This is a genomic window from Vibrio sp. nBUS_14, assembly GCF_051201655.1.
In the GTDB taxonomy this organism is placed as follows: Bacteria; Pseudomonadota; Gammaproteobacteria; order Enterobacterales; family Vibrionaceae; genus Vibrio.
In genome coordinates this window covers 1,179,292-1,203,867 of the sequence record NZ_CP179206.1, presented here as the reverse complement: position 1 = coordinate 1,203,867, position 24,576 = coordinate 1,179,292, and the positions used below count along the sequence as shown (strand labels likewise).

General features: G+C 42.9%; 22 protein-coding genes. 5 read left to right on the top strand and 17 right to left on the bottom strand.

All coding sequences use genetic code 11. The annotated features are described in order from the left end of the window. Nucleotides 1–285 precede the first annotated feature (285 nt). Nucleotides 286–1,758, top strand: coding sequence for a group II intron reverse transcriptase/maturase (gene ltrA / locus ACMAZD_RS05575; protein WP_435249331.1), 1,473 nt, complete (start codon nucleotides 286–288; stop codon nucleotides 1,756–1,758). Nucleotides 1,759–2,199: 441 nt separating this feature from the next. On the opposite strand, the gene ACMAZD_RS05570 is transcribed toward ltrA (ACMAZD_RS05575), so the two are convergent. Beyond that, nucleotides 2,200–2,607 carry a hypothetical protein gene (locus tag ACMAZD_RS05570; RefSeq protein ID WP_435248853.1) on the bottom strand — a complete coding sequence of 136 codons (408 nt, stop codon included), beginning with the start codon at nucleotides 2,605–2,607 and terminating at the stop codon, nucleotides 2,200–2,202. Between the two features lie 874 nt (nucleotides 2,608–3,481). On the opposite strand from ACMAZD_RS05570, the gene ltrA (ACMAZD_RS05565) reads away from it, so the two are divergent. Beyond that, nucleotides 3,482–4,954: a group II intron reverse transcriptase/maturase gene (ltrA, locus tag ACMAZD_RS05565; RefSeq protein WP_435248852.1), complete on the top strand. Its 1,473-nt coding sequence runs from the start codon at nucleotides 3,482–3,484 to the stop codon at nucleotides 4,952–4,954. Between the two features lie 719 nt (nucleotides 4,955–5,673). Here ltrA (ACMAZD_RS05565) and cas6f read toward each other — a convergent pair. The 12 genes from cas6f to ACMAZD_RS05505 all read right to left on the bottom strand — a co-directional run bounded on the left by cas6f (nucleotide 5,674) and on the right by ACMAZD_RS05505 (nucleotide 18,350). Further along, nucleotides 5,674–6,279 carry a type I-F CRISPR-associated endoribonuclease Cas6/Csy4 gene (gene cas6f, locus ACMAZD_RS05560; RefSeq protein WP_435248851.1) on the bottom strand — a complete coding sequence of 202 codons (606 nt, stop codon included), beginning with the start codon at nucleotides 6,277–6,279 and terminating at the stop codon, nucleotides 5,674–5,676. Nucleotides 6,280–6,288: 9 nt separating this feature from the next. Next, nucleotides 6,289–7,338, bottom strand: coding sequence for a type I-F CRISPR-associated protein Csy3 (gene csy3 / locus ACMAZD_RS05555; RefSeq protein WP_435248850.1), 1,050 nt, complete (start codon nucleotides 7,336–7,338; stop codon nucleotides 6,289–6,291). A 6-nt stretch (nucleotides 7,339–7,344) separates the two neighbouring features. After that, nucleotides 7,345–9,432, bottom strand: a complete 2,088-nt coding sequence (locus ACMAZD_RS05550) for a type I-F CRISPR-associated protein Csy2 (RefSeq protein ID WP_435248849.1) — start codon at nucleotides 9,430–9,432, stop codon at nucleotides 7,345–7,347. A gap of 2 nt (nucleotides 9,433–9,434) precedes the next feature. Beyond that, nucleotides 9,435–10,646 carry a TniQ family protein gene (locus tag ACMAZD_RS05545; RefSeq protein ID WP_435248848.1) on the bottom strand — a complete coding sequence of 404 codons (1,212 nt, stop codon included), beginning with the start codon at nucleotides 10,644–10,646 and terminating at the stop codon, nucleotides 9,435–9,437. Between the two features lie 91 nt (nucleotides 10,647–10,737). After that, nucleotides 10,738–11,091: a hypothetical protein gene (locus ACMAZD_RS05540; RefSeq protein WP_435248847.1), complete on the bottom strand. Its 354-nt coding sequence runs from the start codon at nucleotides 11,089–11,091 to the stop codon at nucleotides 10,738–10,740. Nucleotides 11,092–11,098: 7 nt separating this feature from the next. Further along, entirely contained in the window at nucleotides 11,099–11,860 is a 762-nt protein-coding gene (locus ACMAZD_RS05535) for an IS5 family transposase (protein WP_102276546.1), read from the bottom strand. 68 nt (nucleotides 11,861–11,928) lie between these two features. Further along, the gene (locus ACMAZD_RS05530) at nucleotides 11,929–12,579 is read right to left on the bottom strand and encodes a toll/interleukin-1 receptor domain-containing protein (protein WP_435248846.1); all 651 of its coding nucleotides are present in this window, start codon (nucleotides 12,577–12,579) and stop codon (nucleotides 11,929–11,931) included. 18 nt (nucleotides 12,580–12,597) lie between these two features. Beyond that, the gene (locus ACMAZD_RS05525) at nucleotides 12,598–13,329 is read right to left on the bottom strand and encodes an RNA ligase family protein (RefSeq protein ID WP_435248845.1); all 732 of its coding nucleotides are present in this window, start codon (nucleotides 13,327–13,329) and stop codon (nucleotides 12,598–12,600) included. Further along, nucleotides 13,268–13,810: a hypothetical protein gene (locus tag ACMAZD_RS05520; protein WP_435248844.1), complete on the bottom strand. Its 543-nt coding sequence runs from the start codon at nucleotides 13,808–13,810 to the stop codon at nucleotides 13,268–13,270. The genes ACMAZD_RS05525 and ACMAZD_RS05520 overlap by 62 nt, the downstream gene beginning before the upstream one ends. Then, complete coding sequence (locus ACMAZD_RS05515) at nucleotides 13,807–15,084, bottom strand: AAA family ATPase (protein WP_435248843.1); 1,278 nt, start codon at nucleotides 15,082–15,084, stop codon at nucleotides 13,807–13,809. Before ACMAZD_RS05515 ends, ACMAZD_RS05520 begins: the two co-directional genes overlap by 4 nt. An 18-nt stretch (nucleotides 15,085–15,102) precedes the next feature. Next, entirely contained in the window at nucleotides 15,103–16,872 is a 1,770-nt protein-coding gene (locus tag ACMAZD_RS05510) for a restriction endonuclease subunit S (RefSeq protein WP_435248842.1), read from the bottom strand. Beyond that, nucleotides 16,872–18,350 carry an N-6 DNA methylase gene (locus ACMAZD_RS05505; protein WP_435248841.1) on the bottom strand — a complete coding sequence of 493 codons (1,479 nt, stop codon included), beginning with the start codon at nucleotides 18,348–18,350 and terminating at the stop codon, nucleotides 16,872–16,874. The genes ACMAZD_RS05510 and ACMAZD_RS05505 overlap by 1 nt, the downstream gene beginning before the upstream one ends. Before the next feature lie 155 nt (nucleotides 18,351–18,505). On the opposite strand from ACMAZD_RS05505, the gene ACMAZD_RS05500 reads away from it, so the two are divergent. Further along, nucleotides 18,506–18,904 carry a hypothetical protein gene (locus tag ACMAZD_RS05500; RefSeq protein WP_008220703.1) on the top strand — a complete coding sequence of 133 codons (399 nt, stop codon included), beginning with the start codon at nucleotides 18,506–18,508 and terminating at the stop codon, nucleotides 18,902–18,904. Nucleotides 18,905–19,064: 160 nt separating this feature from the next. Here the strand turns inward: ACMAZD_RS05500 and ACMAZD_RS05495 are convergent, their stop codons facing one another. Next, nucleotides 19,065–19,214 carry a hypothetical protein gene (locus ACMAZD_RS05495; RefSeq protein ID WP_008220701.1) on the bottom strand — a complete coding sequence of 50 codons (150 nt, stop codon included), beginning with the start codon at nucleotides 19,212–19,214 and terminating at the stop codon, nucleotides 19,065–19,067. 74 nt (nucleotides 19,215–19,288) lie between these two features. Here ACMAZD_RS05495 and ACMAZD_RS05490 point away from each other — a divergent pair, with 74 nt between their 5' ends. Further along, entirely contained in the window at nucleotides 19,289–19,666 is a 378-nt protein-coding gene (locus ACMAZD_RS05490) for an elongation factor Ts (protein ID WP_102403116.1), read from the top strand. Nucleotides 19,667–19,711: 45 nt separating this feature from the next. Here ACMAZD_RS05490 and hsdR read toward each other — a convergent pair whose 3' ends face one another. The 3 genes from hsdR to ACMAZD_RS05475 form a co-directional block, all read right to left on the bottom strand. Continuing rightward, complete coding sequence (gene hsdR / locus ACMAZD_RS05485; RefSeq protein WP_435248840.1) at nucleotides 19,712–22,159, bottom strand: EcoAI/FtnUII family type I restriction enzme subunit R; 2,448 nt, start codon at nucleotides 22,157–22,159, stop codon at nucleotides 19,712–19,714. 85 nt (nucleotides 22,160–22,244) lie between these two features. Continuing rightward, complete coding sequence (locus tag ACMAZD_RS05480) at nucleotides 22,245–23,627, bottom strand: DEAD/DEAH box helicase (protein WP_435248839.1); 1,383 nt, start codon at nucleotides 23,625–23,627, stop codon at nucleotides 22,245–22,247. Beyond that, nucleotides 23,621–24,166 (bottom strand): hypothetical protein, encoded by a 546-nt coding sequence (locus tag ACMAZD_RS05475; RefSeq protein WP_435248838.1) that lies wholly within the window; start codon nucleotides 24,164–24,166, stop codon nucleotides 23,621–23,623. The genes ACMAZD_RS05480 and ACMAZD_RS05475 overlap by 7 nt, the downstream gene beginning before the upstream one ends. A 100-nt stretch (nucleotides 24,167–24,266) precedes the next feature. On the opposite strand from ACMAZD_RS05475, the gene ACMAZD_RS05470 reads away from it, so the two are divergent. Further along, nucleotides 24,267–24,575 (top strand): helix-turn-helix domain-containing protein, encoded by a 309-nt coding sequence (locus ACMAZD_RS05470; RefSeq protein WP_057623759.1) that lies wholly within the window; start codon nucleotides 24,267–24,269, stop codon nucleotides 24,573–24,575. Nucleotide 24,576: the final 1 nt, after the last annotated feature.

Below are 24,576 nucleotides of genomic sequence, written 5' to 3'. Positions count from 1 at the left end.
GGAAAGAGATTGCCCCATGCTCTTTCGTGATCGACACGCTCTTCGCATTATAGCGGGCACCTAACCTACCATTGCGTTGCATACGGAACATGGTAAGCCTGTATCACTCCCTCTGGGAAAGCCGAAGTGGCCGATAGTGATGCAGGTAGAGGAGGTTGGAAAAAGCAAAGGCTGTATTGTAACGATGCAGATACAGACTTGTGTCTGGTCACGAAAGTGAGCCCACTTCCAACTGGTCTCTCGTTGCGAGAGAGTTTGAAGAACTTTATTAAGGAAGAAAAGCAAATGATGATTTCGAATGAGATTAGTGCATCTTCTGACAGTGCACAGTGGCAATCCATTAACTGGAAGGCCGTAGAGGCAAACGTCTTAAAGCTTCAAATGCGTATCGCAAAGGCAACTAGAGACGGTAAGCACGGCAAAGCAAAAGCATTGCAGTGGATACTGACTCACTCTCGCTCAGCAAAACTTCTTGCTGTTAAGCGAGTCTCTCAAAATAAAGGCAGTAAAACGCCTGGAATAGACGGCGTTGTCTGGAACACAGACACGCGTCGTATGAAAGCGGCAAATCAACTGAGTCGGAAAGCTTATCAAGCAAAACCACTCAAGCGTATCTACATCCCCAAAAAGAACGGTAAACTCAGGCCACTGGGTATTCCATGCATGATTGACAGAGCCCAACAAGCTCTTCATCTTCTAGCATTAGAACCGGTGTCCGAAACGCTTGCCGACCCTAATAGTTATGGTTTCAGACCAAATCGAAGCACGGCTGACGCTGTCAGTCAGTGTTTCAAATGTTTGGCTCTAAAGCGATCTGCTAAATGGGTTCTTGAAGGAGATATCAAAGCTTGCTTCGATAAAATCGGGCATCAGTGGATGATGGATAACATCGCCATCGATAAACGAATGCTGGAGCAATGGCTAAAGTCTGGCTTTGTAGACAAAGGGCTGTTTTACGACACCGACGAAGGCACGCCTCAAGGCGGGATTATATCCCCCACCTTGATGTTGATGACGTTATCGGGTCTCGAACAGCGCATTAAGTCTACCGCGCTTAAGAAAGGCGCAAGAGCTAACTTTATTGGATATGCCGACGATTTCGTCGTCACCTGCGCTTCAAAGGAAGTGTTGGAGAACGATATCAAACCACTGATTGCTGACTTCTTAGCGGTTCGAGGCTTAACGTTATCCGAAGAGAAAACGCACATTACTCACATCAACGACGGTTTTGACTTCCTTGGGTTCAACCACAGGAAGTACAAAGGAAAACTTCTCATTAAACCGAGCAAGGCTAACACGTTGACGTTCCTAAGTAACTTGCGCGGACTCATCAAAAAGCACGTTACCTTAACGGTGAACGACCTTATCAAACTGATTAACCCAAAGCTTAGAGGGTGGTCGAACTATTATCGCCACTGCGTTGCTAAGCAGGTATTCAGTTATGTTAGTCACAAACTATTTCAAGCGTTATGGCATTGGGCTAGAAGACGACATCCAACAAAATCTAAAACTTGGATCGCCCTAAAATACTTCATCAACCGAAAAGGCCAATGGCAGTTTCACGGTTGGCAGAAGATAAAGGATATGGATTGCCAGTTTAATCTTTTCCAGATAGCTACAGTGCCGATAGAAAGACATGTGAAGATCCGAAGCGCAGCGACACCTTTCGACCCTCAATACCAAGAATACTTGGGAAAGAGGAAACACAAAAGGCTAGCTCGTAATTCTTGGATTGAACCTGTTCTCACTGCTTTATAAGTTGCTGGGTATCACTTGATGCCTTTGTAGAGGCTTGAGCCTAGTGCAGTGAAAGTTGCACGCTGGGTTCTCAGGGAGACGACACTTGGTAACAAGTGTCGTCCACCCGACAGATCTTAGCTAGCAGGCACTTTGAGAGAAAAGTGCCGTGTAAGATTTCAGTTCTATGAAGCTTCTGGACAAAATGAGTTTAGAAAAATCTTACATTAGCAAATCATGAATAACTACAGATAGGCCAATAGCAAAACTGACATGCAGGCCGCACCGGATGATGTGTCGAAACCTCTGCTCTTCTAAGACCGCGCTTGTATTGAGAAAAGCACCAAGTTCGCCGTCCTTCTAGAGCAGATCGCACAATTTACTTATATAGAGGCTCAGGCTTGTTCAACACTTGGGATTTAGCGTTGGCTACGCAACGCTTAATCCTTATTTGTTATGTAGCTAGTCACCGCCACCAAAATCAAGAAAGTTTACTCCACCGGAACTATCTAAAGTCGTGTTCGTAACTTTACACTTAGGTACTGAATTTACCTCTGCATATAACAGGTAGCTTTCAAAAGAAGGAACTTCCGACACGTTAAATAAGATCTCTCCGACAGACTTTTGAAACTCTAACAAGTCACCTAAGTCTTCGTGTAACTCGATAGCCAAATCTTCGCTGTAAGGCAGCAACATGCCATAAGAAACTGACTTATAGAACTGGTCATCACTGCGCTTAATCTCACTCAATGCCCAACTAATTTCCTGGAACGAATAAACGGGCTTTTCCCCAAATTTAGCACACAGTTTAGGAGCTACATCTATAGCTACTGACTGAACATAAGACTTTTTATTCAAAAAGTTAAGCACACCAAATCTCCTTGCTACATAACGCTTTATAGACGGATTTTTTCAGTAATTATATGCAACCAATAGTAGCGCTAATTATATTCACGTTCAATCTCATGCCCGTATTGCCTAGCGACTAGGATGTGAACATCAGAAATTGCCGAAAGTTTCCGTATAACTCCGGCGGATTCCGAGCAATACGATTTTCACCCTGATTGCACTCCAAATAAGCATGGTCTTATCTTCTTTCGTCTGATTAGATTTAATAGGGAAAACGCACGCCCCTGAATTTTGTAGAGCATTTGGTATAACACGTATTGGGGCGTGCGACGTGAAGTCGTATGAAGCGCTGTTCACCGCTTAACGAGTGAACCATCTGTATCACCAGATGAACCTAGGAGCCTGAATAAAGTAGCGGCTCTGACAATGTAACGAAGGTTGGCATTTGCCAATCGGGATCGAAATCGTGAGAAGACGATCCTCCTGATAACCACGAGTCGGGTGAGTGCTAGGTAGGCAGTATGATGAACATACGTGAATCCGTGTAAGGTGCGTTATACGTGTAAACAGCGGAAGTGGTTAATACGCTGTAGCCAAAAGGCAAGAGAGTCGGAAAGAGATTGCCCCATGCTCTTTCGTGATCGTTGAGCTCTCCGCACCATAGCGGGCATCTAAACTGACATTGCGCGACATACGGAACACGGTAAGCCTGTATCACTCCCACTGGGAAAGTCTCTGCGACCGATAGTGATGCAGGTAGAGGAGGTTGGAAAAAGCGAAGGCTGCATTGTAACGATGCAGATACAGGTCTCTATCTGGCACGAAAGTGAGCTGACTTCCGACTGGTCTTCCGTTGCAAGAGAATTTGAAGAACTTTATTCAAGGAGAAACGCAAATGATGATTTCAAAAGAGATTAGTGCCTCTCCTGACAGCGCTCAGTGGCAGTCCATAAACTGGAAAGCCGTTGAATCCCATGTTTTAAAGCTTCAGATGCGTATTGCAAAGGCAACACGAGAAGGTAAACACGGCAAAGCGAAAGCATTGCAGTGGATACTGACTCACTCGCGCTCAGCAAAACTTCTTGCTGTTAAGCGGGTATCACAAAATAAAGGCAGTAAAACGCCTGGAATTGACGGCGTTATCTGGAATACAGATACGCGCCGCATGAAAGCAGTCAATCAATTGAGCAGAAAAGCTTATCAAGCTAAACCGCTCAAGCGTATCTACATCCCCAAGAAAAACGGCAAACTCAGACCACTGGGTATCCCCTGCATGGTCGATAGAGCGCAGCAAGCGCTTCATCTTCTTGCACTAGAGCCAGTATCAGAAACACTTGCCGATCCTAACAGCTATGGATTTAGACCAAACCGAAGCACTGCTGATGCTATCGCGCAGTGCTTCAAGTGTCTGGCACTAAAGAAATCAGCTCAGTGGGTACTTGAGGGAGACATCAAAGCCTGTTTCGACAAGATTGGGCATCAATGGCTTATGAACAACATTGCCGTGGATAAACGCATGTTGGAACAATGGTTAAAGTCTGGTTTTATGGACAAAGGGCTGTTCTATCGTACAGATGAGGGAACACCTCAAGGCGGGGTTATATCCCCCACCTTGATGCTAATGACCCTTGCAGGACTTGAGCAGCGCATAAAGTCAACCGCTCTCAAAAAGGGGGCAAGAGCTAACTTTATTGGATACGCCGACGATTTCGTCGTCACCTGTGCTTCAAAGGAAGTGCTAGAGAACGATATCAAACCGTTGATTGCTGATTTCTTAGCAGAAAGAGGCTTAACATTCTCCGAAGAGAAAACGCACATTACTCATATCAGTCGTGGTTTTGATTTCCTAGGTTTTAACCATAGGAAGTATAAAGGAAAATTGCTCATCAAACCGAGCAAATCCAACACACTGTTGTTCTTGAGTAACTTGCGCGAACTCATCAAAAAGCACGCAACTATCCCCGTCAACGATTTAATCAAATTGATAAATCCGAAACTCAGGGGCTGGTCGAATTACTATCGACACTGCGTGGCCAAACAGGTATTCGGATATGTAGGTCACAAGCTATTCCAAACGCTATGGCACTGGGCTAAAAGACGTCACCCAACCAAATCGAGAACTTGGATCGCTCTTAAGTACTTCATCAACCGTCAAGGCCAATGGCAATTTCACGGTTGGCAGAAGATCATGAATATGGATTGTCAGTTCAATCTGTTTCAAATAGCCAAGGTGCCAATAGAGAGACATGTGAAAATCAGGAGTGCCGCAACGCCTTTTGACCCTCAATACCAAGAATACTTGGCAAAGAGAAAGTCAAAAAGGCAATGTCGTAACTCTTGGGATGAGCCTGCTCTCGCTGCTTTATAAGTTGCTGGGTGCCAATAGGTGCCTTCGTGAAGGCTTGAGCCTAGTGCGGTGAAAGTTGCACGCTGGGTTCTTAGAGGGACGGCACTTGGTAACAAGTGTCGTCTACTCGACATTTTCGAGCTAGAAAATGCCATGTGTTTATGTACCTCTGTTTATGGTCAAAGAGCATCCAAACTCACTCTTTGGTGAGCAATACTAAATACGACCTACATTCTATGGGATTTTGCTACTACCTACGCACAAAAGAAAAACCATCAAGCCGAAACTCAATGGTTTTGATTATAACTGCTTGTTCAGCAGGATGGTTGCTTTCTTCCTGGCCTATTCTTAACTGCCTATGCGGCAGGTCACAGCCCGTTCGTACTTCCTACAAACAATCGTAATTTCTTAGCTGCCTATGCGGCAGGTCACAAGATTGTTCTCGTGCCAATCTACAGCGAAAATTTCTTAGCTGCCTATGCGGCAGGTCACAATCGACGCTCTACGCTAGAAAAATGAGTAATTTCTTAGCTGCCTATGCGGCAGGTCACGCGTTCAATATGGCGGCAGCAGCCAACCCAATTTTCTTAGCTGCCTATGCGGCAGGTCACTGTTAACTATAGTCACTAAGCTGTTAATTCCATTGGTTTTACATCACAAAATCCCAAAATACCCTTTTTCTCCTTGCATCTGTAACTCATTGTTTTTTGGTCTCTAAAAAAGAGCTTTAGAAAAAGGGTTTAAAAACGTAACTCAGGTACCGTCCCTTTTCTTTCTTGATTGGTGGCTAAACCATAACTATTAAAGTTTGCTGCAACGCGATCACCGACAAACTCCTTTTGTACAAACAACATATAATCTTCCCCTGATGAACCGCTGGAGATTGGTATTCGATGAAAACTATCGATGACACGCTCTTCATTGTTGACTGGTAATGATGGTCCAGCACCAGATAGTTCGGATCTAGCCATGCTGCGTTTGATTCGGCGTTTCTTAGAGCCTAAAAAGCTTTTCCCGATCATTTGGTTACGGACAAACCTCACTTCAGCCACAGTGTCTGGTACCTCACAGACACTGGAGATCTCAAACAAACCTTCATTTACCATCATAGAGAAATAGGGCTGAAAAGAGAGTCCAACCATCATATCTTTATCTTCGGCAACAAAAGCTATGGTTTGACCAACCGTAACATCACTCCAGTAGGGAAAGCTCACACCTATTTTATTCATGGCTTGTCGGTTATTTACCATAAACAAGTGCATTTGGGAGATACAACGCCCTGCTAACAGCTCATAGTCGGCTTGTGCAGGTATGTAACGTATTAAGAAGTAGTAACGCTTAGTCATAGCTCTCCCTTACTTAGCCTTCGTTTTAGACTTTGAACTTGAGCAATTGAATAGGCCGCCTTTGATCAAGACAGACATGATAAAATGAACATCATTGGGAATGGCCTGAGTAGCAGTCATGCTTTCAGTCCAATTCTCGGTATTTCTAAGCAGCTGATAGAAATCGTTCTTAAGTGTTACGTGTCGCCTTGCTATAACGTATTCTCTATCAGCGCCATACTCATTCACTCTTAATGGCTTATCTGCGTCTTCATGCCACCAATCGTCAATCGATTGCAAAGCTGCACCAATTTTTTGACCATGAAATGCAACAGTTTCCTGTCCGTTCAATAGTTTTATGGTGGCAAGCTGCTTAGTAGGAACACCATCTTCTTGGCTATCTAAAAACTCTTGGCTTGGGTAAACCTCATCTCCCCAACCAACTCCAATTTTAGCTTTGACATCCATGTAGGAGTATTCGGTTGGGTCAGAAAGGGCTCGCATCAAATAGGCTGTGAGCTTTTCTAGACATCCTGCTGAATCTTCGTCCCAATGACCATACCAAGAAAGCCTTGTTGCGTTTTCTATAATCAAGGTTTGTGAATCACTGGTGGTCACTTCTATCGACAATTGTCGACACTCTCTGTTTCTCCAAAGCCAAGTGCCAAGCAGGATGTTCTTTGCGAATCGATGAGCTAGCTCCTGATACCCATTGAGCTCTTTGTAAGTTTTAGCCAGTAATGAAAGTTTACCGCGTACTTCACCGTCACTACAGATATCTGGGGTTAGAGAATTGGCTCGAATTCGAAGGGGGAATGCACAGTAGATATCATCTACACCCGGCTTTACATAACACTCTTCAATGAACGGACGATTGGAATAAGCTAAATCTTGTGGAGCAACATTCTTTTCAGCAAACTTGTCTCCCTTATATGCTTCTGCATAACCCCCTTTTGGTGCGCGCAACCTAGTTCTATCAATTTCAAGGGGACACATCTCACCACTTTTCGAAAGATGGTAGAAATATGCTTTGCCAGCGGAAAGAGAGCGTACGTAGTTCAGCTGAGTACAAAGTTCCATAAACGATTAATCCCTATAGTTTTTTATAAGAATAGTTTCGCTACTGCATTCTATCGACCAAAAGGCGTGGTTTAAAAAGTGATCTCTTCCACTAAAACGTACTTCTATCGGGTTTACTCGCTGAGCAAGCCCTATCGCATTCTCTGCGTAAGCGTGACAACTGGTGATTGAGTTGCACCGTTTAGTTGGATGCTCTAACAAATGGTAGCCGATGGAAACTGGTAAGTTATCAGCATCTTTAGTGATTAAACGTTCTAGATCATCAAAATCATTCGGCTGCTTTTCACTTGGATATAACCATCGCCCGTATGCTGGTAACCCTTTTAAGACATGGAAAAGCTCACTCCTGCTGGTATACGTCTTAAGCCACTCAACCTGCGTCGAGAGCTGTGGTTGGTATAATGCCCCTCCGGCGAAAGCAACGGGAAGTGCCGTTTTAAGCGCGGACTTAAAATCTGAAATTCGGCTGTCGCTATGGACTCTGATAACTAAGTCTATTTCTAGGTCCGCCAATCGTTCACTACGAATGGTTGGTCGCTTAGCGTTCGAAACCGTTCGTGCTTTGGCGACGGAGTTGGGTTCGGTAAGCTTCGCTGTCGGTTGAATCTTCTCGCTTCGAACATAAAAAGAGAAACTCGAAAACTCAAACGGGGAATCACAATTAACTAGCTTATTAAACTCTCTTTGGTAATGGTGCATGAACCCCCAAATAGCCGCCAAAGAAGGAGCACCACACAGATATGGGCTACTCATTGCGACCGCATCTTGCACTCTCATTGATGACAAATAGATATACTGCTCACCCGTTACCTTATCTTCATTGCCATTTGGTTTACTAAGTTGTTCAAGTACCCATACAATTTGGGCTTTGGCGACCTGCATAAGCTTATGATGATAGGCAAACTTTGCGGCATACTTATTATTTTGAAACGCGAGATGTAAGCGACGGTTAAATTCACTAGCTAAGGAGCCTAGGTCCGATTCTGGTAGCGCCAAAAAGGCTTGAGCTAAAGTATCATCATGTTCCAATTGCTGTTGATTAAGGTCTGCATCAACGATATCTCTTAACTCAATTAATGGAAGCATCCACAGGGCTATCTGCTTTCGCAATATCTTACTTCTAACCTTACGAGCGCTCTCCCTTTGCTTCTGTGTTTTTGATGGCTCTGAACCAATTAGATGATTTAGCACCTGACAGATTTTGGTGTTAGTTACCTGATAGTCATCAAAGTAGTGACCACTCTTTTTGCGGCTTTCAGGTAACGTCCCAACCTGCGCTGATTTAACGTCTAGCGGGTAGTTAAGAGCTTTCATATGCCCAGCTAAACTGCCACACAAGTTCCCGATACTCGGAGAGTTCGGCAGTGACGAAGACACAAAGCTAAGCTTACTTTCTCGACTTCTCGATCTCACTTCTAACTCTCTTTGGATGGCATGACTGACCACTGGGGTCACCGAAACATAATCATCCCCCCATGGAAACCGCAGTTGCTTGCTGTAAGTGCTGACACTGTCAGGAAAACTATTTTCAGGAAGTTGTTCTTCAATTGTATGTTTTAAGCGAGCAAGTGACTTAATGCCTAAACCAAATTCTTTGAGCAGCTCAACCCAAACAGAGGTTTCTTGCTGAACAAGTGAAAGAAGACTCACGGACTGTGATTGCCAGCGGAAAGGATTCAATAACCACAATGTATGGCGATACACTGCAGAGTTATGCGCCCACCCCAAGCGTTGCTCTAATACTGCGCTTGAAATAAATGCCTCGGTTGTCACAAGAGGCTGTGCAATTATTCGCTGATCTTTAACTCGGCAGTCTGGAAATTTGAGATTATGGGTGTGGAACCATTTGATCTCATCAAGGGACGCCTCAAGGTTCTCAGGCGCTTTTAAATGCCTTTTAGCACGGGCTACATCCAACCAATCAGAGCACCTATCGGCTTGATGGCTTGAACTGAGATTAAGCAAAATCGTTAACGCTTCTTTTTCACACCCTTCAACACAGACATCTTCCGTATAAGGCATGAACATCTTCTTTAACGTAATCTGCTTTACTGTCTCGTCTTCAATTGCTAATAAGTCTCTTAATTTCGTCATAATTACCACTCAGGTAGATACACACTTAAACCATCACTTTCAGAGCTCATTCGAGTCAACTTTGTTTCGATGACACTTCTTAAAGTAAACGCCGACTCATGACTCGCTATCTTTGTATGCATTCGCGGCCTGATCGCGGCTTTAATCTCACCAAACTCATACAGCCGATACACTTCATCTGTTGTACAGGAAAGTAATGTAGAAGCTTCTAAGGGGCTGAGCAGTACATCACTGATATTTCCTTTCGCGCTTGAAGGCACTGTTGCCATTAGCTTTGTAAAGTAAGCTAGCACCTGTGCAAGTACGATATTGTGACTCAACTGCCGACTGGGTAACTGACGGCAATCTTTAAGCAGAGCTCCAAAAGCTTCATTGAAAAACACCTTCTTCCAATCTTTTACTCGAACGAGTTCAGCCATCTCTTTCAAAGCATCGAGGTCTTGCCACAATGACGTTGGCCAAGAACCACAGCATTCAATGAATGACTCAAAACTGAGGTCATCGATATCACCATAGCGATTTACATACCACAGTAAAAAACCATAGCGCTCAGAGAGGGTCATTTCTTCCTTCAGCAATCCCAAGGGTTTTGAATCATTTCCTGACAACCATCGGGCAACCAAGGTCTCAGCCTCTGGCGCATCTTCGACTGGCGAGTTTCGGAGTTCATAACCACATTCACATTGGCTAATAGTCTCGGTACATTGATATTCAAGTCTCGACTTACACTCAGGGCAGTGATGAACCAGTTTACAGCCATGGTCTTCACAAGCTTGGTGAGAGATAAGCTGCCACTGCTGGCGAATGTAGGGTGCTTCGTCAATACACAGAGGGCATATAGGCGTGAAGCGTTTGCGAAGAAAAGCATAAGGGTAATCAACCCCAAATCTATGAACAGCTTTGTATTGCGGAGAGAATTGGGCTTTTGAATGCGATAACGCTAGGCGCAGTACACCAAAGTTATTGAGCTTTAGTTGGTTCTCAAGATGAATAAGAACCCGCACCCGCATTTGGCTTGTGGTTTGAGCGTGGTAGATATTAACTCGGTTGAGCTCTAAGGGGAAAGCACCAGCCATCGCTTCATGCTGATCCATGGTGTCGAACCAGATGTCTTCTGCGAAATGAGAAAATCGCTCGCAGCCTTGCTCTTGCGATAAACGCAGCAAGAAGCTTTCGAGCGATTCGTCAGGGTAAAGTTGAATGTCCGTTTTCACATGCCACCACTAAAACTTAGAGTATCTAAGTTTTAGTTTCGCTGATATTCCCATTAATGCAAATTTAAACTGTAATAAGTATGAAAGCAGATCACTGTAGAGAATGAATAAAAGACGACCAAAAGTATTCTGCTGCACCTTGCAGCGTAAGTTGTTCTTCCGTGTCACTTGTTCGATAAAAATTCATCCCGCTAGCTTTTAAGTACAATGAAAGACCATCATTTTCAACACTTAGCCAATCATTCATACTGTTATCATTCTCAGAGCTTGAATAACAAATAGTATTGCGCTCAAAGTGCCCACTACCATACCAAATATTACACACGCTCTTCTGACTGCCATTTTCATAAATATAAGCACAAAAACGTGTCGAGGTAGTTTGCTTAAAACGAACTTGTATCTGCGGGTTCCTATTACCTAGGGCGTGTTGATCTTTGCTGTACATTCCGTGTTCAACAATACATCGGTAGCCACATTAACATGAATGCCAGTGATAACATGCTGGCATAATTCCTTTCTAGCTTGTCATATCTACTTGAAATAGCTCGATAATGCTTAATTCTCCCAAAGGCATTTTCGACCAAGTGACGATACTTGTATAGACACCAATCCATACTGTCTTTGTCTATATCTTGTCCGTAATTGCGTTTAGCAATTACTGTTTCTCCGCCACGTTCCTTAACAAAAGTACGGAAAGGTTCGCTGTCATATCCTTTATCACAAACGATGGTATTAACTTCATCGAGTTGCTCAACTAAGCTTTCGGCATGCACTATATCGTGGCGTTGTCCCTCTGATAAATCAAAGCAAATCGGCAGGCCACCACTATCTACAGCTAAGTGAATTTTGGTTGAGTTGCCCCCGCGACTTTTTCCTATTTGCTCTGAACTTTCAGTAGCTGCACCTGTACTATGCTGATGCGCTCTAACTATAGAGCCATCAAGAAATACCCATTCAAAGTCAGCCATGCTAGATAAGCTTTTGAAAAGATTATCTAAAATCCCTTTCTTTGACCAAAGATTAAATCGTCTGTAAACGGTACTCCACTCTCCGAACTCAGAGGGTAGATCTCGCCAAGGAATACCTGTTCTCATTCGATAAAGTATTCCTTCAAATGTCATTCGATGTTCAGTTTTATCGTAAATACGACCTGTACTTTTCATAACTTGGAGTAGCAGTTCCCAGCGAATATCAGTTAGCATTGTTCTTGGCATGGTATTGGTTATGGTTTTACTTTTGGCGAAGCAAATTATAACTCTTTACCATGCTGTTCAAAAAACACTCACGAAAGATCAACACGCCCTAGTTCTTCTAAAGAGCCTTCAAAATAACGAGCTATGTAGTCAAAACTTGTTTCCAAAAAGCAATCTCTATCATGATCACTAAACTCTTGTTTCAAGCGCATATTACTCGAACGCGGTAAAGCTACGCTTTCTGAATTGGCAGGAGCTTGAGGGCTAATGGATCTAGTAACGCTTTGAGAGGTGGAACTAACTGTTAGTTCATCAATTGCCACTCTGATCTGTTTTGCGATAATTGTGAATGCTTCTTGTTGATTAGCAAACATTGTTACAGGCTTTCCATCTGTGGGCGTAGCCAATAGCTTTCCAAAGGGTGCATGATGCCAATCACACGGATGTAAAATGACAGGAATCACTTTTGCCTCCCTGAGTTCGTGCTTTTCTAGGGCTCTAGCCATTTCTTTTTCATAGCAATAATTTGAAGCTAAGAAGTGAGCACTCACCAAAAGAAGAATTACATCTGAATCTTCTAAATTTTGACTAATATCTTGGTCAATTTCAGAACCAACAACAATCCGGCGATCATGCCACGTAGTAATCAGTCCTTGCCTTTTAAGCATAGCAAGGTGGACTTCTAATTCATTTCGTAGCACTTCATCAACATGACAGTACGAAAAAAATAAATTTGCCATTACCTCTCCCTCTCTACTTTAATACTGAATTTTGTTTGGAATTAGAGACTTACGAGACCAGTGTTCGTCAATAGTTTGAGTAAAATCAGCCCTTACTAATTTGGCCCTTTTCTCAAGCCAGTTCCCTTTATCCTTCCTTAAATAAATACCTTCAATCTTATTAGCACCATAATATGACGGTTGGTCTAGCATCAATTTCAAGTCTTTGAGACTAAATCTACCTTGAATCAACGGTGAAACAATGGGAATACCTACAGTCGCTAGAAACTCATTCCTTCTTTTAACAGAATAAAATTTGTCTGCTGAACGACTATAAATATCAAAGCCAATAAACCAATTTGGTAGCTTTTCGTAACCAATTGAGTGCTCGGCATAACACCATTCACCAAACAGTATTAGATCGCTATCAAGAGCTAATTTTAGTTGATACTCATAATGCTTTATCCATTTCCACAGGTGCTTAAACTGACCACCTACACCTTTATCTATCCAAGCCCCTCGATTTTGTGCTCTTAGTTCCCCATGCTGATCAATTGATAAGCCCACATTCGCCCCATCGACTTTCTCTTCAACAACTAGCTCTGAAGATAAAAAAGATTCCACTTCTAATGGTGGCAATAGTTTATCACCCCTGGGTTCCCTATCGCCTAACCAAGCAATGTGTGGAGTATGAGGAAATCGGAAAAACTCATCGTCCATGATGTTGACGCCACTTTTCTCTAAGCCAAACATCGATAATTTGCTCAACATTGACACCTGCATCTAACAATTCAGACTCCCAATCATACCAATCCGTGTCGCAAGCATTAACAATCGTACATTCAGGTTGTTCTTCATTTGCTTTAATACATGTCGCTACTACTTTGGTATCAGCGAGATCATGTACAACAGTTCTTAATGGCTCGTTTAGAACAGCAACTTTGGCGGTGTGAGCAGGGTTGGTATCCCACTCAATATCTACGTAGTCAATCTGGTTTCTATCCATCTTATCGAATAGAACACGTCTACCATAATCTTGATCGGTGAGCTTATTATCGTATTCACCCATTATTTCATAGTCATAATCTACGACCATATGACGGCAGCTCTTATCAAAATCTACGAGCCAATCAAGGACTTTACTTGCCTCTTTAGCATCTTCAACTGGGTGATTTTCAGAGCGAAAGGGGGATTCAGAGTGCTCTCCACTGGCCACAATCAGCACGTTGGTATCAATTACATGTCTACTCATTGACTCGCTCGCTCTGCTTTCATTCGTTGCATCGTTTCTTGAGCTTGTTTTCTCAATTCACCAGTAGCATCACCGAAAAAGTTTTGCGGCCATTCTTCTAGCCGTCCATATTTATCCATACTCAATGTTTTCAACACCGCATCTGAATTTTTTCGTTCAACAAAATACAATGCACATTGCTCTGGCTTCGCTTTATTGGTTGCAACCAAGGTTTGCATTCGTCTAAATAAATGCTCGGAATGTGTTTCAACGATAAACTGAACTTTTCGTTTACGGCTTACCTCTACAAACAATTCAGCAAGTAGCGATTGAGCTAATGGATGCAAATGAATTTCCGGCTCTTCTAAGATAATTGTAGAGTTTTCGGGTGCAAAATATGCTAAGACAAGAACGGGAAGGACTTGAGAAATGCCCGTACCGACATCAATTAAATTCGCTGGAACACCATCTCTATGTACTAGAATATTGTAATTTCCTGAGCCGATAGTTTTAACTTCCAGCTTATCGGCAATCTTCATTCTCTTTAACCACTTTGAAACCGATTCAACGAGACCATCACTATTTTTTGTCGAAGTACTGTTGCTAGCCAGCAGTGCAAAAACAGCTTCACTACCATCAACACCGATCAACCCTGGGCGAGTTCTATTCCATACATAAGTTCGCTTAGGTTTGCTTCGAAGGGGGCCTAGATAAGAAATTGATTCAAGCTCTCTTCTTATATTCAGGCTACTATCTTCAACTTCACCACCTAGCGGTCCTAACTTATAGATCGCTTCTTTAGAAAAGGATATGCCCCTTTCTGGTGCATACTCTCGGCTTTTTAAGCTGGTACGTGTTTCATTCGGTTGATAAATATTGAATGCACCTTTACTAGTACGGACAGCTCGAAACCAATGTTGATTATCTGTACTCAATTGTAACTCATCCACTACCGGACTTTTTTTCGAATCTTGAGCATAATCAACTTTAAGAAACCGCTTACCAAAATCACCTTCAACATCCATTTCAATGCGAATTTGTCTTTGCTCTGGATTATGCGTTAAAAGATCTTCAAAACTACCCATGTCGACATAGTCATTGGCCTCATCACCTCCGAGGTTCAAATGTATAGTTCTATCAGGAGAAATAGCTGTTTGCTTCATCAAAAGTAAGCTCTGTAACAGGCTAGATTTACCCGTTGAGTTTTCACCAAGTAAAAGAGTCACTGGGGCAAGGTTGACATCTCCTGACTCACGCCACGCTTTAAAATTGGTAAGTTTGATTCTCTTAAACATAAAAATATCCTTCGGGCTCTAAACAGCCTGTTCAACAATAGCATCAGTAAGGTGTAGTTGTGTTGTTTGAGACTCTTTTAAGCGAGTTTTTAGAAACTTACATTGCTCTAGTAGTATGTCGACTAACTCAACTAACCTTTTTTGCTCTTCAATACCAATAATAGGAATAAGCAAATCACGGCATTGTTCTAAAGACAGATTGTCTTGCCCAGCAGTCCCTTTCACTTCTTTTAAAACTGAGTTTAGAGTCAAGTCACAAGATAATACGTAATAAAGGTAACGGTTGAAAACGACATCTACTGGTTTAAAAACAGCTAATGCCTGATTCATATTCCATTGTGTATATTGATCAGTAAGAATCGTCACTTTACCTAGAGGCGGTCCAACAATGTTCATTATCACATCCCCTGGGCTTGCCATGGATCGCTTTAGTTTTCCTTCATGTACACCTTGAGAAATAAAAATTGGTCTGTAATCAAAGTCCAATTGATTATCTACAATGTTATAAACTTTTAAGAAAGGTACATCTCCGATTTCTAGTAACTCTGTTTTACTTGGTGTTGTTCCCTTTGTAATGAAGTCACAAAAACATCGGGCTTTTAACATCACCCTGTTAGCACCAACTTCAGCTTTGGCGCTTTCGAGTTCAGCTTCTATAAGCTTAAACTCCTTGGCTGAAGCAGTTAACTTTTGTTGCTCTAGGATACTATCCAAATGATTTGAAACAGGTGTATCAGAATCTAAAGGCTTTGATAGCTTACCCATTACCGCCAGTTGCAGGATGGTTTGTTTTAGCTGGTCGATGCTCGCTTCGGTGGTGAACAAGGTATCGAAGTGCTCACTAATTCGAGCCCAGTTTTGCATTAGCTCTTCGGCATCAGCAGAGTTAGTTAGCGTGTCTAACAGCGTTGTTACCAATACCTGATGCGCTTCAATGCTGGCTTCTGTTTGTTGCTCTAGTTGGTCGCAGAGTGTCATGAGTTCATCGACTTTGGCGACGATGCGGTGTTGTTGTTCGAATGGTGGCATTATAAATAACAACTGCTTTAGAGCTGTTGCATTTACATTAGGTTGCCCTGTTCCAGCAGAGTTCTCAATCAATTGCTTCCAATACAGCTGGCTTCCTAAAAATACCTTAATAAATGGTGCGTAGACTGCTTTAATTCTTTTTACACGTATCAAGTATGATGCAAAAACGGCTTGTAAGTCGATATTCTCAACAAGATATGACTTTCCTATAGTCCCACCAGTCCTAGCAATTAAAATATCATCATTTTCAAGTAAGTAAGATTTTGCTTTTTCATCAGTAATTTCACAAGCTGGAACTGTCCCCCAATTCACCTTATCATTCTGAATATCGGTAATTCTAAGAAGTCTGACCCCTTCCGAGTCGGGCTTCGCTGAAGCCGTATACCCATAATGAATATCACTACTTAAATTGCCAAGTCTCGTCCATTCCCAACCTTTTGGAACACTGAATGGGGCTTCTTGTTCAGTAACTTCGGGAAGAGTTTTTTGTTTCTTAATCTTCTTCTCTTTCACCAACTGCGCTTTTTCTTCCGCAATTCGCTCTAGCAGTACCGATGCTGGTTCATCCGTTGGGTCTTGGGGCACTAACTTACCGCGCACTGCCAATTCTAAAATCAGCTCACGCAGTTTCTTTACGCCATAAAGCTCGCGCTTTTTGCTGCTGCCACGACCAGAGGCGGATTTGGTTTTAACGGTTGAAGTCCAAATGTCGATATTGTCGGTGATCAACTGATTCATAGAGGTCTGTTCTACACTCATTATTCAGCACCACCCACGGACGAATTCAGGGCTTCACCTAGAATATCTTTAAGTTGATTACGAAGCTGAGAGATCTCTTGCTGCTGCTGTTGGTAGCTCTCTAATAACTCGTTTGGATCGTGGCTTATCACTTCACCTTGGTATGGGTTTTTAATATCCAGGTTGAAGTTACGCTCAATGATGTCGGCGATTGGCACTTTCCAAGCGTGATTGTTTTCAACGCGGCTTGCAAAACCGTCTTCTTCATTGCCCCACCAATCAATTTCTTGTTGGAACTCTTCAAACTTCATTGGTTTGGTTTTGCTGTAGTTCTTCACGCCTTCTGGGTATGGGTGCTCGTAGAACCATACGTCTTTGGTTGGCTTACCTTTGGTGAAGAACAGAATGTTAGTTTTGATGCCTGTGTATGGGTTAAACACGCCATTAGGTAAACGCACAATGGTGTGCAGGTTACATTCTTCGGTAAGCACCTTTTTGATTTTGGTTTTAACGCCTTCACCAAACAATGTGCCATCTGGCAGTACTACGCCTGCTCGACCGTTGTTTTCATCAAGCACTTCAATAATAAGCTGTAAGAACAGATCGGCAGTTTCACGCGTCTGCATTTCTGCAGGGAAGTTCTTCTCAATGCCGTCTTCTTCGGTACCACCAAACGGCGGGTTGGTCGCAATTACGTTGATGTTGCTATCCCAACTTGAAAGCGGCTTGTTAAGCGTATTACCGTGTTTAATTTGTACTGGTACTTCAATACCGTGCAGCATCATGTTGGTGATACACAATAGATGCGGAAGCTGCTTCTTCTCTACACCGTGAATTTGCTTTTGCAGTGTTTGGTGATCCGCTGCTGTTTTCACGTAGTTGTCTTTTACGTGGTCAAACGAACACGCTAGGAAGCCGCCGGTACCCGTTGCTGGGTCCATAATCGCTTCGCCAAGCTTTGGATCTAATCGGTTGACGATGAAGCGTGTAACGGCACGAGGCGTATAGAATTCACCCGCGTTACCTGCGCTTTGTAGATCTTTTAAGATTTGCTCGTAGATATCACCAAACAGGTGGCGCTCTGAAGAATCAGTAAAATCAATTTCATTCAGCTTGTTGATCACCTGGCGCAGTAACGTACCGTTTTTCATGTAGTTAAACGCATCGCTAAAGGCTTCTTTCACTACAAAACCACGGGGGTTTAGGTCAACTGGTGCGGTTAAGTTTTTCAGTTTGTAGAACAAGTCATCGTTTACGAACTCAAGCAGTGCTTCACCGGTAATGCCTTCGACATCTTGCGCCCAATTACGCCATAGATATTGTTCTGGGATTGGTGATTTGTAGTCGTCCAGTTCTAGTTCTAACTCTTCTTCTTGAGCGTCAAATACTTTAAGAAAAAGTAACCAAGACATTTGACCAAGGCGCTGTGCATCACCGTCGACACCCGCATCTTTACGCATGATGTCTTGAATGGATTTGATAACTGAACTGATAGACATGTTTTTCTACTTTTAAACAACTGAAATTTGTCGCGAATTATAGCAGAACTAGGTCAAAAAAAATGAAGTTAGTTCTATGAAACCATAGATATAAGATTCATTAATCTATAGCCTGAACTTATAAAATCATAATCATAAATACAGTTGGCTAAATAATGAAAATAGAATGCCCTCGTTGCCAGAAGGACAATGAGATTGAATTTGCAGAAAACATATCGTGTTCAGAGTGTGAGAAGAGTTTTAAAGGGTTTAAGTTCAGCAAGCGAAAGCTCGTTTCTGCTAGCTCCGCTTTACTGGTTGGAGCCCTAGGGGGTTACGCTGTTGAAAGCGGGTTAGACAAAGAAAGGTATCCTCTCGAAGTGGAATACGCGATTGTCGATACTTGCGTGAATTCTAGCAAAAATATGGTGTCGGTAAGTTGGTATGAAAGTAAACGGGAAACTTGTTTATGCGCATTAGAAAAAACAGAAAATGATGTGGCATATTCAGACTACAAATCAGATCAAGCTATATTTCTTCGCACATTCAAGCAACACGCCAACAGATGCTCATAAAAGGAGAGGCAGCATTATGCTACCCCTCCTTTAATTATTAGCGCTTAGGTGTGTTTCCGCGACCACCGCCCGATGGTTTGCCCGTCGTGCTTGGGTAATTGGGATTCGGCTTAGCGCCACCTTTAGGTGTACTTGAAGCTGGTTTATTCATGATGAACTCCTATTTCCCTTGTTTTTGGTTGTGAGCAGCTGCGCGTTGAGCTCGGCCAGCAAAGTCGCCTTTAGGAACTTGCCCACCGTTTTGTTTTGCGGCATTACCTTGAATGCGAGCAGCGGCTTCTGGTGTCATTGGTGCTTTTGATTTAGTCATGATTTTGTCCTTTTTTTCGTGATTAAGATGTCTTCGCTAAGACAAGGTAATAATAACTAGGGGGTTAGGGACAAATGGGGACAGCGACAAAACAAAAGCAAAAACAGATTCAAAAAGCTTTGGATGCCTTGGGTTGGAGCCATAGCCAGCTTGCAAGTGTGCTTTATGATGAGCTCAATGCTAACGATGACTTTAAAGAGACTGACAAAGATTATATTCGTAAGCTTGGCCAAAATATTAAAAAACAACTCCAACGAGAATCGACACCTGACGAACGGCTAAAACAGTACTTATTAATACTGTCGGAACACCCAGATTACCAAGCGTTAAAGCTAGGAACTGTACTCCCCAAGTATGTTGAACATGAATGTATAAATTGTGATTTGACCGATCAGCTAACGGAGCTATCGGCAGAACTAGACCTGTTCAACGACAATGAAAATGGCCGCTAATTTAGCGGCCTTAAAGGTTTTCGTATCTACACGGTGTGAATATTGTTAAGCAGATTGGTAGATAGCAGCTTCCAGTTCATTAACCGCTTCTAAATATTGCAGTTTGCCACCAAAGCCTTTCTTAATGATTTCTAACGGTCTGCCCATTTCATCGAAAGGTTTCACTTTAAGAACGTGGATGTTTTCGATTTCTTGCACTCCCTCATCAGCATACTTGTCGAGAAGGTTGTTCAGAACCTGCTGCGCGGTATCGCCATATTTAGTGAAGTAGTTACGCTTTTTCACGTTATCGGCGCGCTCTTTACGAGTTAAAGCAGGTTGATCGTAAACGACATGACAAATCATATCGAATGGGTCCATGTCTTTACCCACTTCGTCTTCTAGCGCTTCCCATAGAATACCGGCTTCGGCTAGCTCATCGATAATGGCTTGCTTGCGGTCAGATTCGTTCCAACGCTTGGTGAACTCATCTAAAGAGGAGAACTGTTTCACCATGGTTTTTCGGGTGTAGTCTTTAAATGACTCGGTCACAAGCTTACCGTCTGAATCGTAATATTGGACGCGTTCAGCGAGCGCTTTTACTGGAACTCCATTCACATGGAATTTGCGAACTCGATTCTCATCATCCCAATCGTCTGCACCGCCTGTACTTTCAGGGGAGCTTCCAAAATCTTCACCATAGGTAGCCTCTGGTTCTTGAATTGAATCAGGATCAATGTCTTCATCACCGAATGGGTTATCAACATCGACATCATCAACGCCGTCGATGATGTCATCTAAATCTTCTTCATCTTCGAACTGCTCTGGCGTAGTGACCTTCACGCGTTCTGGAGTTCCGTCGAAGCGTTCATCAGCAAACAGTTCTGTCGCTTTTTTGAAATCCAAGATAGTGAACCAAAGCTTGCCATAGCGATCATCAATACGAGTACCACGACCAATGATTTGCTTAAACTTGGTCATCGATTGAATACCTTGATCAAGCACCACTAATTTACAGGTTTTTGCATCAACTCCCGTCGTCATTAGCTCTGAAGTCGTGGCAATAACAGGGTACTTTTTCTTAGGATTGATGAAATTGTCTAGCTGATCTTTACCAATGTCATCATCACCCGTGATCTTCATTACGTATTTATCGTTCTTCTTAACTTGCTCAGGGTTCAAGTTTACCAATGCACGGCGCATGCGATCTGCATGGTCGATGTCGTTACAGAACACGATGGTTTTGGCCATTGGGTCGGTGCGTTTCAGATAGTTGGTGATGGTTTGTGCGACAAGCTCTGTACGCTCATCAATAACCATAGTGCGATCAAAATCTTTTTGGTTGTAGATTCGATCTTCAATCACTTCGCCATTTTTGTCAGTTTGCCCTTTGGTTGGTCGCCAACCTTGGACATCCACATCAATATCGACACGAACGACCTTATAAGGGGCTAAGAAGCCATCCTCAATACCTTCTTTAAGAGAGTAGGTATAAATTGGATCGCCAAAGTACTCGATGTTAGATACTTCATCGGTCTCTTTTGGTGTTGCCGTTAAACCGACTTGAGTCGCACTGCTAAAGTATTCAAGAATTTCACGCCAAGCGCTGTCTTCTGAAGCACTACCACGGTGGCACTCGTCAATGATGATTAAGTCAAAGAAGTTAGGGTCGACTTGCTTGTAGGCTTTTTGTTCTTCTTCTGGCCCCGTAAGCGCTTGATAAAGCGCTAGATGAACCTCAAAGGCAGGGTCGACTTTGCGACCTGTAATTTTTGTCATTGCCGTGCCAAACGGCTGAAAATCATTCGTTTTGGTTTGATCGACGAGAATATTTCTATCCGCTAGGAACAGAATTCGCTTCTTGGCTTTGGCTTTCCAAAGTCGCCAGATAATTTGAAATGCGGTGTAGGTTTTACCTGTACCCGTCGCCATGACTAGTAAGGCTCTGTCTTGGCCAGCAGCAACGGCCTCTACTGTTTTGTTGATAGCTTGAAGCTGGTAGTAACGCGGTGATTTACCGCTGCCATCATCATGGTAATCTTGGGTGATAATTGGCAGATGTTCTTCTTTATACCCTTTCCAAGCACAATACTTTTCCCACAACTGCTGAGGTGTTGGGAAATCCTCTAAACGAATTTCCGTTTCAAGTTGAGTTGGGTTGGTTAAGTCTCGGAAAATAAAACCATCACCATTCGATGCAAAAACGAATGGCACCTCTAACAGGCCAGCGTATACCATGCCTTGTTGCATGCCTTTACCAACTTCATGCTTATTGGCTTTTGCCTCAATCACCGCAAGCGGCATACTAGGCTTATGATAAAGTACGATGTCAGCTGATTTTACTTTCTGACGAGCAGCAGCTTGGCCTCGAACAATCACTTTACCATCGCGCAGTTTCACTTCTTGGCGAATCTGAGTCATATCATCCCACCCTGCCTCTTTAATCGCAGGAAGTATGAATTTGGTAATGATGTCGGTTTCAGATAACTTAGCTTTATTAATGCTGCTGACCATTTGGATTACTCGTAGAGAGACTCAATAGCTAATCAGTATATCGTAAAGCCAATATAAATCCGAGTGCGCATTATTCACGGTGTGATTAAGTGAATGTTGCGATAACTCTTTGTTTAAAATCACCTAAACGTAACTCATCATAATCTTCGAAATCAGAGTAAAAAGCGTTTTGAACCCCGTCGGTTTTTGACCAATTTAGTTGAATTGAGGACTCCCCAGATACCATAATCTTATCATTCGACAAATCTGTAGGAGTAAAACTCTGCGCCTTATCTGATTCTTCATTCTGTTCATTCGATTTAATAAATAGACACGACTTTGGAATATCCTGCTCAATTCTTTCAGCAAACCCAATCAAACTTTCTTCAGCAAAGGTATACAACCACGCTTCTTGATTGGGTGAGTCATTGATTCTTAAAATTCGCCCGAGCACTTGCCTGAAGTACAGTTCCGTTTTTACCGAACTCATGTGGCAGCAAACCTGAAGCCTTGGAATATCCGTTCCTTCACTTATCATCCCAACACTGACTATCCACTGAACCTTTGAGTGACGGAAGGACTCAATTTCGTGTAACGGATTATCATGGTGATAAGTCACTATGCATGCTGATTGATTAAACTGCTCAACAAGTCGCTTTTGAATGTCTTTAGCGTGCTTAATAGAAGCGGCAACCACTAAGCCTCCAGCTCTTGGGGAATCTTGCCTTATCTGCGCTAGCTTTTGGCAACCACTATTTAATATGTAATTCATAGCGTCTTCGTTGTGAATGACGCTTTGATAAGAGACATCGGATTGTTTAAGACAATCAAGAATAGAGGCAAAATGTTGATTGTCACTGCCAGCCTTAACACTCAGGTGTTCATTATCGATTAAAACGATTTTAGGGCGGCGGCATACCTTATCTTCAACGGCCTGTTGCAAGCCGTATTGGTAATCGCAAACAACCTTGCCATCAGGATCAGAATACTCGGCCATAACAATTGGTAGTCGATCAGAACGCCAAGGAGTGCCCGACAGCGCCAAAGTATAATGAGCAAAGCCTTGGATCTTCGAGACAATTTCTAGCCCCCATGAGTTTGACCGCCCCTCGTCATCAAACGAACAATGGTGGATCTCATCAAATACGACTAAGACTCGATATTTACTGACGGTGTTCCAAAAGTTTTGTTCTAAAAAACGGATTGATTGATAGGTGTAAGAGCCCCCAAGAGAACCCAAGCCTCCATTAAAGGAACATTCTAGTTTCCATGAAAAGGTCTTTTTCATCCCTTCCGCAACAGTCAGTGAAGGGGAGAAACACAGCACTAAGTCAATCATGCCTTGTTCAAATAACCGACTCGCGACCTCGGCGGCCATAACGGTTTTACCCGCTCCAGGGGTAGCTTGGCAGAGGAAGTGTGAATGCTTGTTTAAAGTGAATTTCTCGATAGCTTGAGCTGCACACTCGGCTTGCCATGCTCTTAACATTGAGGAGCCTTACTTTGGGCGACTTGCATCCAGTTGGTTAGTGCATTAATTCTGCCTAATAGCTTGGCTGAGCGTTCTCTTGCCGCATTAAATAGCGGCTGCATATCTTGCTTGTTGTTTGGGAAACGCGTTAACAACGATTGGTATTCCTCAATCTCGCCCAAAGCAATCGCCAGTTCGCCTTCATGCTGCTTCTTCTCTTGCTCTAGTGCATTTAGAGAGCACTCTGGAGTTTGAACAGCCATTGAATCGACCTTAGCTTTCTTATTTCTAGCCACTCTAGGCTCAATTGTGAGCGCTTTGAATTCGTTAGTTTGGTGGTAGCGTTTGTCTCTACGAGCCCCAATGACAGAAAGCCAGCCTTTCTCCTCAAATGATAGAAGTTGCTTATAAACATACTTCCGCGCGTCGTCCTTACTCGAGAAGGTTGAAGCACTGTTTAGCAAAGCATCTCTAGCTTCTGTGACGGAGAAATTGTCCATCCCCTTTTCAATCAATAGGTTAAACATGTGAGGGTTAATTCTGATTACTTTCTTCATGTGACTCTTACAGGCAATAAAACTTAGGATTGCTAAGTATACAAAAATCAGTAAAACTTAGACAATCTAAGTTATCTAAAGGTTGAAAAGAAATGTGTAAGTGCAAAAAGACAACCCAATCCCAGCGAGGCTCAAAGCTGCGCGTAAAAAAGCCAAGATCACCCAAAAAGATTTAGGGGTGAAAATTGGTATGGAGCAGAGTTCTGCTAGCGGTCGTATGAATCATTACGAGAAAGGCAGGCATGTACCCGATATTGGTACGCTTGAACGTATGGCTGAAGAGTTAGATGTGCCGCTAAACTACTTTTTCTGTAGGAGCGAATTGAGCGCTGAGTTAGCGTGCGCCATTGATAAGATGAGTGATGAAGAGAAGGCTGTGTTGTTGGAGAATCTAAAGAACGAGAAGTAAT

What these genes read in the sequence shown, in the direction of transcription:
- ltrA (WP_435249331.1), top strand. Translation starts at nt 286, where the DNA reads ATGATGATTTCGAATGAGATTAGTGCATCTTCTGACAGTGCACAGTGG.
- ltrA (WP_435248852.1), top strand. Translation starts at nt 3,482, where the DNA reads ATGATGATTTCAAAAGAGATTAGTGCCTCTCCTGACAGCGCTCAGTGG.
- cas6f (WP_435248851.1), bottom strand. Translation starts at nt 6,279, where the DNA reads ATGACTAAGCGTTACTACTTCTTAATACGTTACATACCTGCACAAGCC.
- csy3 (WP_435248850.1), bottom strand. Translation starts at nt 7,338, where the DNA reads ATGGAACTTTGTACTCAGCTGAACTACGTACGCTCTCTTTCCGCTGGC.
- ACMAZD_RS05550 (WP_435248849.1), bottom strand. Translation starts at nt 9,432, where the DNA reads ATGACGAAATTAAGAGACTTATTAGCAATTGAAGACGAGACAGTAAAG.
- ACMAZD_RS05540 (WP_435248847.1), bottom strand. Translation starts at nt 11,091, where the DNA reads ATGTACAGCAAAGATCAACACGCCCTAGGTAATAGGAACCCGCAGATA.
- ACMAZD_RS05535 (WP_102276546.1), bottom strand. Translation starts at nt 11,860, where the DNA reads ATGCCAAGAACAATGCTAACTGATATTCGCTGGGAACTGCTACTCCAA.
- ACMAZD_RS05530 (WP_435248846.1), bottom strand. Translation starts at nt 12,579, where the DNA reads ATGGCAAATTTATTTTTTTCGTACTGTCATGTTGATGAAGTGCTACGA.
- ACMAZD_RS05525 (WP_435248845.1), bottom strand. Translation starts at nt 13,329, where the DNA reads ATGTTGAGCAAATTATCGATGTTTGGCTTAGAGAAAAGTGGCGTCAAC.
- ACMAZD_RS05520 (WP_435248844.1), bottom strand. Translation starts at nt 13,810, where the DNA reads ATGAGTAGACATGTAATTGATACCAACGTGCTGATTGTGGCCAGTGGA.
- ACMAZD_RS05515 (WP_435248843.1), bottom strand. Translation starts at nt 15,084, where the DNA reads ATGTTTAAGAGAATCAAACTTACCAATTTTAAAGCGTGGCGTGAGTCA.
- ACMAZD_RS05510 (WP_435248842.1), bottom strand. Translation starts at nt 16,872, where the DNA reads ATGAGTGTAGAACAGACCTCTATGAATCAGTTGATCACCGACAATATC.
- ACMAZD_RS05505 (WP_435248841.1), bottom strand. Translation starts at nt 18,350, where the DNA reads ATGTCTATCAGTTCAGTTATCAAATCCATTCAAGACATCATGCGTAAA.
- ACMAZD_RS05500 (WP_008220703.1), top strand. Translation starts at nt 18,506, where the DNA reads ATGAAAATAGAATGCCCTCGTTGCCAGAAGGACAATGAGATTGAATTT.
- ACMAZD_RS05495 (WP_008220701.1), bottom strand. Translation starts at nt 19,214, where the DNA reads ATGACTAAATCAAAAGCACCAATGACACCAGAAGCCGCTGCTCGCATT.
- ACMAZD_RS05490 (WP_102403116.1), top strand. Translation starts at nt 19,289, where the DNA reads ATGGGGACAGCGACAAAACAAAAGCAAAAACAGATTCAAAAAGCTTTG.
- hsdR (WP_435248840.1), bottom strand. Translation starts at nt 22,159, where the DNA reads ATGGTCAGCAGCATTAATAAAGCTAAGTTATCTGAAACCGACATCATT.
- ACMAZD_RS05480 (WP_435248839.1), bottom strand. Translation starts at nt 23,627, where the DNA reads ATGTTAAGAGCATGGCAAGCCGAGTGTGCAGCTCAAGCTATCGAGAAA.
- ACMAZD_RS05475 (WP_435248838.1), bottom strand. Translation starts at nt 24,166, where the DNA reads ATGAAGAAAGTAATCAGAATTAACCCTCACATGTTTAACCTATTGATT.